The organism is Pseudoclavibacter sp. VKM Ac-2867 (genome assembly GCF_015351275.1).
In the GTDB taxonomy this organism is placed as follows: Bacteria; Actinomycetota; Actinomycetes; order Actinomycetales; family Microbacteriaceae; genus Pseudoclavibacter.
This window is the reverse complement of record NZ_JADKSL010000028.1, coordinates 25,979-37,360: the sequence shown is the minus strand read 5'-3', so window position 1 is coordinate 37,360 and position 11,382 is coordinate 25,979. Positions and strand designations below refer to the sequence as shown.

General features: G+C 68.4%; 10 protein-coding genes. 6 read left to right on the top strand and 4 right to left on the bottom strand.

Going from position 1 to position 11,382, the window contains the following annotated elements; all coding sequences use genetic code 11:
- Window positions 1-72: 72 nt before the first annotated feature.
- The gene (gene serC, locus ITJ67_RS18380; RefSeq protein WP_160073570.1) at window positions 73-1,188 is read right to left on the bottom strand and encodes a phosphoserine transaminase; all 1,116 of its coding nucleotides are present in this window, start codon (window positions 1,186-1,188) and stop codon (window positions 73-75) included.
- Between the two features lie 76 nt (window positions 1,189-1,264).
- Between serC and ITJ67_RS18375 the strand changes: the two genes are divergently transcribed.
- The 5 genes from ITJ67_RS18375 (at window position 1,265) to ITJ67_RS18355 (ending at window position 6,799) form a co-directional block, all read left to right on the top strand.
- Window positions 1,265-2,002, top strand: a complete 738-nt coding sequence (locus ITJ67_RS18375) for a metal-dependent transcriptional regulator (protein WP_104241893.1) — start codon at window positions 1,265-1,267, stop codon at window positions 2,000-2,002.
- A 276-nt stretch (window positions 2,003-2,278) separates the two neighbouring features.
- Window positions 2,279-3,391 (top strand): C40 family peptidase, encoded by a 1,113-nt coding sequence (locus ITJ67_RS19875; protein WP_228503333.1) that lies wholly within the window; start codon window positions 2,279-2,281, stop codon window positions 3,389-3,391.
- A gap of 180 nt (window positions 3,392-3,571) precedes the next feature.
- Complete coding sequence (locus ITJ67_RS18365) at window positions 3,572-4,744, top strand: NlpC/P60 family protein (RefSeq protein WP_160073568.1); 1,173 nt, start codon at window positions 3,572-3,574, stop codon at window positions 4,742-4,744.
- A 196-nt stretch (window positions 4,745-4,940) separates the two neighbouring features.
- Complete coding sequence (locus ITJ67_RS18360) at window positions 4,941-5,969, top strand: C40 family peptidase (RefSeq protein ID WP_194678571.1); 1,029 nt, start codon at window positions 4,941-4,943, stop codon at window positions 5,967-5,969.
- Window positions 5,970-6,304: 335 nt separating this feature from the next.
- A complete protein-coding gene (locus ITJ67_RS18355) occupies window positions 6,305-6,799 on the top strand; it encodes an HNH endonuclease (RefSeq protein ID WP_104241887.1) in 495 nt (164 codons plus the stop codon).
- Window positions 6,800-6,864: 65 nt separating this feature from the next.
- Here ITJ67_RS18355 and ITJ67_RS18350 read toward each other — a convergent pair whose 3' ends face one another.
- A complete protein-coding gene (locus ITJ67_RS18350) occupies window positions 6,865-7,320 on the bottom strand; it encodes a type II toxin-antitoxin system RatA family toxin (protein ID WP_194678570.1) in 456 nt (151 codons plus the stop codon).
- A 33-nt stretch (window positions 7,321-7,353) separates the two neighbouring features.
- On the opposite strand from ITJ67_RS18350, the gene ITJ67_RS18345 reads away from it, so the two are divergent.
- Entirely contained in the window at window positions 7,354-9,144 is a 1,791-nt protein-coding gene (locus ITJ67_RS18345) for a helicase HerA-like domain-containing protein (RefSeq protein ID WP_194678568.1), read from the top strand.
- A gap of 163 nt (window positions 9,145-9,307) precedes the next feature.
- On the opposite strand, the gene ITJ67_RS18340 is transcribed toward ITJ67_RS18345, so the two are convergent.
- Both ITJ67_RS18340 and aztD read right to left on the bottom strand, forming a co-directional pair.
- The gene (locus ITJ67_RS18340) at window positions 9,308-9,976 is read right to left on the bottom strand and encodes an AIM24 family protein (protein ID WP_160073560.1); all 669 of its coding nucleotides are present in this window, start codon (window positions 9,974-9,976) and stop codon (window positions 9,308-9,310) included.
- A 184-nt stretch (window positions 9,977-10,160) separates the two neighbouring features.
- A complete protein-coding gene (gene aztD / locus ITJ67_RS18335) occupies window positions 10,161-11,342 on the bottom strand; it encodes a zinc metallochaperone AztD (RefSeq protein WP_194678566.1) in 1,182 nt (393 codons plus the stop codon).
- Window positions 11,343-11,382 lie beyond the last annotated feature (40 nt).

Below are 11,382 nucleotides of genomic sequence, written 5' to 3'. Positions count from 1 at the left end.
GGAGCGTCACCAGCAGCTGCTGGTGACGCTCCTCTCGTCTGCGCTTCGATCGGGGTGGGGTGCCCGCTGGGATCAGCCCAGGTGCTCGACGACGTAGTCGATCGCGCCCGTGAGGCGGCGCACGTCATCCGGGTCGACCGACGTGAACGTCGCGACCCGCAGCTGGTTGCGGCCGAGCTTCCGGTACGGCTCGGTGTCGACGATGGCGTTGGCGCGCAGCGCTGCCGCGACGGCAGCTGCATCCACCTTCTCGTCGAAGTCGATCGTCGTGACCACCTGCGAGCGCTCTGCTGGGTTCGCGACGAACGGAGTCGCGTACTCGGAGGCCTCCGCCCAGTCGTAGATGATGCCGGAGGAGGTCCGGGTGCGGTTGTCTGCCCAGGCGATTCCGCCGTTGCCGTTGATCCAGTCGAGCTGCGCCTCGAGGAGGAGCAGCGTCGAGATGGCCGGCGTGTTGAGCGTCTGGTTCTTGCGCGAGTTCTCGACGACGTGGCTGAGCTTCAGGAAGTCGGGGATGTACCGCTCGGAGGCGGCGATGCGCTCGATGCGCTCGATCGCAGCCGGGGATGCGATCGCGAGCCAGAGGCCACCGTCGGCGCCGAAGTTCTTCTGCGGGGCGAAGTAGTACACGTCGGTCTCGCTGATGTCGATGTCGACGCCGCCCGCGGCACTGGTCGCGTCGATGACCGTCAGGGCGCCCTCATCGCCGTGGACGCGACGGATGGGGGCCATGGCTCCCGTCGAGGTCTCGTTGTGCGGCCACGCGTACACATCGATGCCGGCGACTGCCTCCGGTGAGGCGATCGTGCCCGGCTCGGCGGAGCGCACGTCCGGGGCCGTGAGCCACGGGGCAGCTGCAGCCTTGGCGAACTTCCCGCCGAACTCGCCGAAGGTCAGGTTCTGCGCCCGCTCGGAGATGAGGCCGAAGGCCGCGGAATCCCAGAATGCGGTGGACCCGCCGTTGCCGAGCAGCACCTCGTAGCCGTCGGGGAGACGGTAGAGCGAGGAGAGGCCCGCGCGTACGCGCCCCACGAGGTCCTTGACGGGTGCTTGGCGGTGGGAGGTGCCGAGGATGCTGGTGGCTCCTGCGACGAGATGGTCGATCTGCGCGGGCCGTACAACCGACGGGCCGCAGCCGAATCGGCCGTCGAGCGGAATGAACTCTGTCGGGATGCGAATGTCAGGCATGCTGCAAGCCTATGCGCGCAAGCGGGCTCGCTCGCCGCTAGGCTTGGCAGACCAATGCAACGGAGGGTGGCGGGGCGTGACCAATCTGGTGGACACCACGGAGATGTATCTCCGCACCATTCTCGACCTCGAGGAAGAGGGCATCACCCCGCTTCGAGCTCGCATCTCTGAGCGGCTCGGCCACTCGGGTCCCACGGTGTCGCAGACGATCGCGCGCATGGAGCGCGACGGACTCGTCTCGGTCGCAGGTGACCGCAGGCTCGTGCTCACGACCGACGGGCGCGCCAAGGCGACGCGCGTGCTGCGCAAGCACCGCATCGCCGAAGGCCTCCTTGCCAACGTCATCGGTCTCGACCTCGCCCAGGTGCATGAAGAGGCCTGCCGCTGGGAGCACGTCATGAGCGACGAGGCTGAACAGCGGATCTTCGAGATGCTCGGCCGCCCCAGCGAATCGCCGTACGGCACGCCGATCCCGGGACTCGTCGAGTTCGGCGCCGAGCCTGCCGAGGAGTTCCTCGCCGGCGTCGTGAGCGTCTCGGCGCTCCTCGAGGAGTCTGCGCGCGGAGCCACCTCCACGGAGCCCGTGCTCGCGAAGGTGCGTCGCCTCGGCGAGCCCGTCCAGTCCGACCTCCAGACGCTCACGCTCCTCCGCGAGGCTGGTGTGCTTCCTGGCACCGAGGTCACCCTGCAGCGCCGCGGCGCGTGGATCGGCCTGCTGCCTGCTTCTGGCGGCATCGGCGTCGAGGTCTCGCTCGAAACCGCCGAGCACGTGTACGTGGATGCGATCCTGAGCCCCGAAGGTGCGCTAGGCTGAGATCTGGTCACGGCCAGCTGAAGATCTCCTCCGCATTCTGCGGGCCTTCAAGCGCCTGACTTTCCCGGAAACTCAGGGTTCGTTACCTCGGCGTTAGGGTTCTGACACCGAAGCGTGACAATTCACAGCTTTTCCACTAGTGTTGTCCGAGTCATGAGCTATGCAGTCTGCATAGCTGGCAGGCCGAGGCGCCGTATCCCGCTCCTCGACCTAGCTCCCCCTGGTAACAGGCAAGAGCGGGATCGGCTCCCAGGAGTCAGGCGCTGGAGGAACGACTTGGAAAACTTGACGAACGCCACGGCACCGCTGACGCGACGCCAGGCTCGTGAGATCGAGCGCCGCACGGGCCAGCGCCCAGTGGCGACTGTCGGTGTCGCGGGTGTGTCCGCGCCGGTGATCGAGGCTTCGGTCGCAGAGATCAACTCGGCATCCGTGCCGACGCCCTCTGCGTCAGCATCCTTCGTGCACGACACCGCGCACATCCAGCGCAACGAGCTCGGCGCACTTGTGTCGGTGCTCCCCACGACCACTGCGCTCCCGCAGGTCGCCGGCGATGAAGCCGTCGAGCAGCTCGCAGAGGTCATCGACATCCCCGAGGCGTTCACGGGCCGCTCCGTGAGCATCCGCGCTGCGAAGCCGGCGTCGCTCGTCGCTCGTCAGCGTCGCCGCACGGCTGGTGGCTTCGCCGCTGCAGCAACCGTCGCGGCCATCGCCACGGCGGGCGTCGTCGTGCCGGCGGCAGTCGCCGATGGTAACAACGCCAGCCAGGCGCAGGCCAACCTCCTCGCCGCCACCACGGTCGAGACCGAGGCGCCGGCGGCTGAGGCCGACGCAACCGCTGAGGCTCCGGCAGAAGAAGTTGTCGAGCAGGCCTCCGTCGACCTCGTCGCCGCTCCAGAGGTTGCGGTCGACCGCACCGAGACCAGCGTCGTGACCCTCTCGAGCGACCAGGTCGCCGAGGTCGTCGCAACGCCTGAGCCCACGGCAACAGCAGACTCGAGCGCCTCCACGGGCGGCACGACGTCGACCGGCGGCAGCACCTCGGGCAAGACCAACACCGCATCGACCGGCGGACAGAGCGTCGACTCGTCGAGCGTCTCCGCCGCGGCCATGAGCTACGTCGGCAGCTACTTCGGCTCGTGCGACCTGCTCACCCAGGCCGCCTACGCAGCAGTTGGCATCTCGCTGCCGCGTGGCGTCTCCGCGCAGGCGGCAATGGGCACGCCCACCTCCAACCCGCAGCCCGGCGACCTCGTCGTCTGGCCGGGCGAGCACATCGGCATCTATGCCGGCAACGGCATGGTCATCGATGACCCGGGCTACGGCGGACGCTCCGTGCAGTACCGCTCGATCTCGTGGGGCAGCCCCTACTACGTGTCGCTCCGCTAAGGAACGAACCACCTCGACAAACGCGCTCAGCTTCGGCTGGGCGCGTTTCGTCGTTACTCCGGCGTGACCGCTCATGCATCCATTTGTGATCTGACCGTGACAATTTCGTGACCTTTGTGTAGGCTCGGACGCGTCGAGGATGCCGGTTCCAACGGTGTTCGAAAGCACCGAGGAGAAGTCTTGAGCACATCGAGCACGCCGCGTACGGACAGCACCACCGTGCTGACCCGCCGCGAAGCCCGCGCGATCGAGCGGCAGACCGGAGTCCGTCCCGTTGTCACGTCGGCCGTGGCCGGGGTCTCTGCCCCCGTCATCGAGGCCTCCGTCGCCGAGATCGCCTCCGCCGCCTCCACTCCTGCCGTCGCCTCTGCGCCATCGGTGCATGACACGGCTCGCATCGAGCGAAACGGCCAAGGCGCCCTCGTCTCGGTCCTGCCGTTCTCGCAGCTCGCGGCCGACGCGACCTCGGAGTCGCAGGGGCTCATCGAGCACTCTGAGCCCGCCGCCGTCACGGACATCTCCGAGGCCTTCACCGGGCGCTCCGTAAGCATCCGCGCCGCAAAGCCGGCCGCCCTCGTCGCGCGGACCCGCCGTCGCACCGCCGCCAGCTTCGCCGCTGCGGCAACCGTCGCTGCGGCCGCGACTGCCGGGATGGTCGTCCCAGCGGCCGTCGCAGACGGGCAGAGCGAGGTGCAGTCCCAGGCCAACCTGGTTGCAGCCACGTCGCCAGACGCTGCCGCGACGGCACCCACATCAGACCCAGTGCCAGCTGCCGAGGAAGCCGCCGTGGAAGAAGTGGCCCTCGTCGCTGCACCTGAGGTTGCCGTCGACCGCACGGACTCCACGGTCGTCTCGATCTCCAGCGATGATCTCGCTGCCGTCGCCGAGACGCCGACGCCAACTCCGACGCCAGAGGAGACCCAGGCTCCTGCGGAGTCGAGCTCGTCGACCTCGAGCAACACGTCCTCCGGTGGCAGCACGAGCAGCCAGACGTCCTCGTCCTCGTCTTCGGGGTCCGCGGCACCGAGTGCTGGGTCCGGCAATGTCGACACCTCGAGCCTCATCGCGGCGGCGCACAGCTACGTCGGGTCCTACTTCCCGGCCTGCACTGACCTCACCAAGGCGGTCTACGCGACGCAGGGCATCTCGCTCTCGGGGTCCGTCAGCAACCAGATCGCTGGCGCACGCCAGACCTCGAACCCGCAGCCGGGTGACCTCGTCGTGCAGCCAGGCGCGCACATCGGCATCTACGCCGGCGACGGCATGGTCATCGACTCTCCCGGGTACGGCGGCAAGGTCGTCCAGTACCGCTCCATCTGGTGGGGCAACCCGGTGTACTACACCTTCAACTAGGCATCTCGAGCTCCGGCTCCTTCTGACCTGCAACGCCGCGCGCAGCTTCTGCTGCGCGCGGCGTTCTGTCGTTGTGATCAAAATGTGATGATTTGCGACCTGACTGTGACCTGAGCGTGACATTTTCGTTATAAACGGTTACGCTCGTGGAAGTCCAGGGCACCAACGGGTGCTCAGCTCCACCCGAAGGAAATCCATGAGCACCACGCTGACTCGTCGCGAGGCCCGCGCCATCGAACGCCAGACCGGTGTGCGCCCAGTCGCAGACGCCACGCAGTCGCTGAGCGCAGTCGCGCTCGCCTCCGTCGCCGGCACCCAAGCCCCCGTCCTGCTGCAGCCCGAAGAGACGGGCCGTATCGAGCGAAACGCGATGACCTCGCTCCTCTCCGTAGTCCCCGCAGATCGAGTCGCGACCGCGGCGACCGAAGTCGAGGCGCCCAGCGTGCCCGCGGCCTTCACCGGGGAGCGGGCCATGACGGTTCGCGCTCCACGCCCCAGGCAGCTCGTCGTCCGCCGCCGCGTCGCCGGAACACTGGCCGCAGCCGCCTCGCTCGCCGCGGTCACCGCGGTCGGAGCCGTCGTGCCGAGCACCATGGCAGCGCCTGCGCCCGCCAGCGAAGCCAGCCTCTCGAACGCAGTGGCCGCATCGGGTGACACCAACGCAGATGCGCAGACCGAGCAGGCGAGCGTCGAAGCGGCCATCGCCGACGCCGTCGCCGATGCCACCCCCGCCGTCGCGGCACCGGAGACCGTGACCGATCGCACGGAGACCGCGGTCGTGAGCATGAGTGCGGATCAGGTCGCCGCAGTCGCGACGCCAGAACCCACTGCAACCGCAGACGCCGCCGCAGCCGACACGAGCGGCGCGAGCAGCTCCGCCGGCCAGAGCGTCGCCGGCTCGAGCGTCGTCGAGACCGCATCGCAGTTCATCGGCGTCTCGCCGTACGTGTTCGGCGGGGCCACCCCAGACGGCTTCGACTGCTCGGGTCTCGTGAAGTACGTGTTCGGCCTCCACGGCATCGACGTGGCACACGGCGTCAGCGCACAGGCGGCGGCGGGCACACGCGTCTCCGACCCGCAGCCGGGTGACCTCGTCATCTTCCCGAACTTCCACGTCGGCATCTACGCCGGCAACGGCCAGATGATCGACGCTCCCACCGAGGGCCGCATGGTCGAGCTCGGTGGCCTCGACGCTGGCGGAAGCTACTACTTCGTCCGCCTGTGAGCGACGCGTCTCCCACATGCGGGAGGGGCAGCTCCCTGTCTTCGGTCTTTCTGGCCGGTGAACAGGGAAAGCTGCCCCTCCCGCATTCTGCATCCGTGGTCTACGCTGTTGCCAGATCGACGACACTCGGGAGCGTCAATGAGGGCACGCAGCGGCATCCACGCCAAGGATGCGCGCGCGTGCTCAGCCCTCGACGTCTACCAGAGCGGTGAAGCCTGTCAGACCGTTCGAATACAGGCCGACGAGTCTCGTCCGTCCATCTACCTACTCGATTCAAGGGTGCCGCCGATCCGGGCGGTGCCCTTTTTTCGTACGGATGCGAAAGCAGGTCCAGCATGCGAACCCTCGTCCTGAACGCAGGCTACGAACCGCTCGGGGTGGTCTCCGACAGGAGGGCACTCGTGCTCGTGCTGCACGGCAAGGCCAGTGTGATCGACGTCGATGAGGACCATCCGGTGCTGGCCTCAAGTGGCGTCTGGGAGCGGCCGCGCGTCATCCTGCTGACCAGGTACGTGCGCGTTCCCATGGCCCGCATGCAGCCGGTGAGTCGCAAGGGCGTGCTGCGCAGGGACGCGAACCGCTGCGGCTACTGCGATGGCTTCGCGAACACGATCGACCACATCCTGCCGCGGTCGAGGGGCGGGCGCGACAGCTGGGAGAACCTCGTCGCCTGCTGCCTCAGGTGCAACAACGTCAAGGGCGACAAGACGCCGGGGGAGATGGGCTGGCGGCTTCGCCTCACACCGAGACCCCCGCGGGCGACCGGCTGGTCGCCGCGAAGCGTCGAACGAGAGCTGCCCGAGTGGGCGGCGTACCTCCCCGCCGCCTAGCACGTGTCTGACAGCGTCTCGCCTGCTCCGCTCGTCCTGATCGAGCGATCTGCTGTCAGGCTCTCCTAGCTCGTTTCCGAGAGCGCCACTGCCCTCTCCTTGAACGCAGCGGCACGCTGGTGCAGCTCGCGGTCGAATGCTGGCTTGGTGGCGGCTCCGAGCGTGGACGCGAAGACGGGCGACGCGAGCTTGTACGTGAACTTCCACGTGGCCTTCGTGCCGCCCTCGACGGCCTCGAATCGCCAGCCCTCGCCGAACGAGGTCAGCCATGCCGGCCCCTTCACCATCTCGGCGGAGCTCACGAGCGGGGCGTGCACCACTCGAAGCTCGAGGATCATGCGCCGCCCTCCCGGGGTCTTCGTGAAGAAGTGCGCTCCGGAGACGGGTGCCGCGGCGCCGCGGATGAACTCGCTGCGGATGACGCCCGGATCCCAGCTCCGAGCCTCGCCGACGGTGTGCGCGAGCGCGAAGGCCGCTTCGACGGAGAGGGGCACGACCACGGACGCTTCCAACTGAGGCATGGCACCAAGTCTAGGAGTGACTAGCCTGGTGCCATGACTGATGCCGACGCCCGTATCGAAGCCGCACGCAGAGCCCTCGAGGAGGCCACAGCTGCGCTCGCGGCCGCCGAGGCCGAAGCGAAGACCGAGAGCGCGACTGCCGCGCAGACAGACCCGGCCGGAGCGCCCGACCCGGCATTGCCCGCGGCGCAGGCCGAGCCGCCAGCTCCCGCCGAGTCCGCCGGCCCGTTGGACGCGCAGCAGCTCGAGACGGTTCGCGCCGGCTACGCGTTCGAGGGCGCCGCGCTCGAGATCGGAGCGATCGTCAACGGTGAGGCGCTCGCAGACGTTCCCGTGCGTATCCCGCTCGCCATGACCAACCGTCACGGCCTCGTCGCCGGCGCAACGGGCACTGGCAAGACGAAGACCCTGCAGGTGCTCGCCGAGCAGCTCTCCGCCGCCGGCGTGCCCGTGTTCGCGGCCGATATCAAGGGCGACCTCTCCGGGATCGCGACGCCAGGCGAGCCGAGCGACAAGCTCCTGGCGCGTACGAAGGGCATCGGGCAGGACTGGGTTCCGGCGGCCGCACCCACCGAGGTGTTCTCGCTCGGCGGGCGAGGCATCGGCGTCCCCATCCGAGCGACCGTCTCGAGCTTCGGGCCGCTCATGCTCTCGAAGGTGCTGGGGCTCAACAAGACGCAGGAGTCGAGCCTCGGCCTCGTCTTCCATTTCGCCGACGAGCAGGGCCTTGCGCTCGTCGACCTCTCCGACCTGCGGACCGTGCTGCAGTACCTCACGAGCACCGAGGGCAAGCTCGAACTCGAGGGGATCGGCGGGCTCTCGAAGCAGACGGCAGGTGTCATCCTGCGCGAGCTCGTGAACTTCTCGGAGCAGGGCGCCGACATCTTCTTCGGGGAGACCGAGATCGACACCCGCGAGTTCCTGCGGGTGACGAACGAGGGGCGCGGCGTCGTCAGCCTCCTCGAGCTGCCCGGCGTCGCCAGCAACCCCGCGCTCTTCTCGACGTTCCTCATGTGGCTGCTCGCCGACCTGTTCAACGAGCTGCCCGAGGTCGGGGACCTCGACAAGCCGAAGCTGGTCTTCTTCTTCGATGAGGCGCATCTCCTGTTCTCGGGCGCCTCCAAGGCGTTCATCGAGCAGATCACGCAGACGGTGCGGCTCATCCGCTCCAAGGGGGTCGGAATCTTCTTCGTCACGCAGACGCCGAAGGACGTTCCTGACGACGTGCTCGCGCAGCTCGGCTCGCGCATCCAGCACCAGCTGCGTGCGCATACCCCCGACGACGCGACCGCGCTGCGCCAGACCGTGCGCACCTACCCGAAGAGCGGGTACGACCTCGAGGAAGTGCTCACGCAGCTCGCGACGGGCGAGGCGATCGTCACCGTCATGAACGAGAAGGGCGCCCCGTCGCCGGTGGCGTGGACTCGCCTCCGCGCCCCGCAGGCCTCCATGTCGCCGACGCCGGAGGACGGCCTCCGCCAGCTCGTCGCCTCGTCGTCGCTGTACCCGCGCTACTCGCAGGTGCTCGATCCGCAGTCGGCGCACGAGGTGCTGACGGCCAAGATGAACGCCGCGGCGGAGCGTGAACGGGCCGAGGCCGCGGCGATCGAAGCGGAGAAGCAGGCGGCGAAGGACGCGAAGGAGCGGGAGCGCGCGGAGAAGGCGGCCCGCTCGCGCACGCAGACTCGCACGACCACCAGGTCACGGCCGGATGCGGGCAGTGGCAACGTCGTGAGCGACATGCTCGGGTCCCGGACCGGCCAGACGATCGTCCGCGAGGTGGTGCGCGGCGTGTTCGGCACGCTCTTCAAGAAGCGCCGCTAGCTCGGCGGGCGAGACCCAGGCGGAGTACGACGAAGGCGGGTGACGGATCTCTTCGATCCGCCACCCGCCTCAGGCTGCGGTCTGGTCGCTAGCTGAGCGCACTCGAGCCGACATCCACAGCGAACTCGGTCCCGCCTTTGAGGGCGGAACCGGCGCGACGCCCTCAGGCCGTGGCGACGATGGGGACACCCTCGCTCGGCTGCACGACGACGAAGCCGGGCCCGTGGAACGCGAGCTGGAACGACTCGCCGGAGCCGCGGCCGATGAGCGAGCCCATCTTGAAGTCGTTCTTGATGGTCGGCTGCAGGTTCTGCGACCAGCAGATCGCAGCCTGGGGGTCGACGAAGGTCGGCTGCACCGAGCAGTCGAGGACCATAGGTGGGCCGTCGCTCGAGACGGCCACGGTGCCGTGGCCACCGACCTCGAGGTTGAAGAGGCCGCCCGTCATCATGCCCGCGTTCGCGAGCATCTTGATGTCCCACTGCAGGTTCGCGTCGAAGGCGAGCAGGTTGGCGGTGTTGATGGTGATGCCCTCACCTTCGAGGACCAGTGTGAAGACGTCAGCGGCCTGGCGGGCGAAGAACACCTCACCCTGCCCCCCGACGCGCATGAGCGAGCCGCCCTCGCCGGAGACCATCTTCTTCATGAACTTGCCGAGGCCGCCTGAGCCCTCGTGCTTGAACTCGAACTGGCCCTGGTAGGCGACCATCGCGCCCTTGGCTGCGAGAACCTCAGGTCCGAAGCCGACGCGGAGCATCTTCTTCGATTGCAGCACCCAACGCTCGGTGCTCTGGCTCTCCCGGTTCGCTTCCGCGAATAGCTCGCTGCGCATGCTGAGTCTCCCTGATCTGTGGTTTCTCGGACGTCCGATGGCTGTATTCGCAGGGCCCGTGGCCCCGCTGTTCGGCATCCTATTGCCGTTCGCTGGCGTGGCGCATGGGGAGTGCTCCCCATGCGCCACTGGAGCCGTTCAGGCTCGTGCTGTAGTGCCGGGGCCTCGCGGTTTGCTCGGCCTGTTAGCTCAACGCGATCTCGTTGGGTGCGCCGGGGAGCGTCGCGGAGGTCGTGATCTCCTCGGTCTCCAGGTTGACGGCGTGGACCGTGCTCGTCGCCGGGTCGGTGACGTAGGCGACGCCGTTCTGCACCTTGAGCGCGGGGTGTGCGTCCTGCCATTCGGCCGGCCCCTCCCACGCGTCGATCACGGGGATCGAGGTGATGGGCGAGCCGTTCTCCTCTGAGAAGAGGTGCAGCGAGCCGTCGGAGCCGAGGATGATCGCCTCGTTGTCGGAGCCGCGGGCGAGGTCGCGGAACGTGTAGCCGACGCCATCGGGCAGCTCGGTGATCGAGATCTTGCCGCTCGTCGTGTCGACGAGCGCGAAGGCCTGCAGGAGGTAGCCCTCGGCGTCCGGGTCGGTCTTGTAGTCGCCGAGGGCGATGGCCGAGTCCTCGGTCGTCAGCATGTTGCCGATGCGACCGAACTCGTCCGGCGAGGACAGCTTCGTGATCGTGCCGTCCGAGTAGGCGAGCGCGCCGTTCTCGCAGCCCACGACCACGACCTCGTCCTTCACCGTGCCTTCGCCGTGCACGCCGGGGCAGTCGGTGGAGCGAGCGAGCTCGGTGCCGTCGGCGTCGGTCGCGACGATGCCGGTGCGGTCGCTCAGCGTCGTGACGAAGGTGCCGTCCGAGAGCTCGATCGAGACGCCGTGGTGGGCGGCGTCGCTCGCAACCGTCTCGGTCTCCGGCAGCTTCGTGCTGTCGTCGAGGAGCGCATCCGTGTCGAAGATCACGGAGTCGCCGCTGCCGTCGAAGAACAGCACCGTCTTGCCGGCGTGCGCGACCGCGTGGCCCGCCTTCGAGCCTTCGAAGGTGACGCCTGTGAGCGCCGGCTCCTGAGTGTCGAGTACCTGGAAGCCGGCGTCGGTCGTGACGAGCACGTTGCGGCCATCGCCGACGGGGTTGACGCGGGTGAACCCGTCGATGGGGACGTCGCCGACGACCTCGAGGGTCGTCGCGTCGAGGACGACGAGCCCGCCGTCGTACGTGAGCGTCACGCGTTGGGCGGTGGCCGCTGCGCCGGGGGTCGCCGCAGCTTCTCCCGTCGCGGCGGGACCGGTCTGGGTGCAGCCGGTGAGGGCGAGGATGCCGAGGGCCGTCACGGCGATGGCGCCGCGGGTCCTGGTGGGGGAGGCGAGGGTCATGGAGACTCTTTCTGTGTTCGGGCTTGCTACTTGGGGTGTT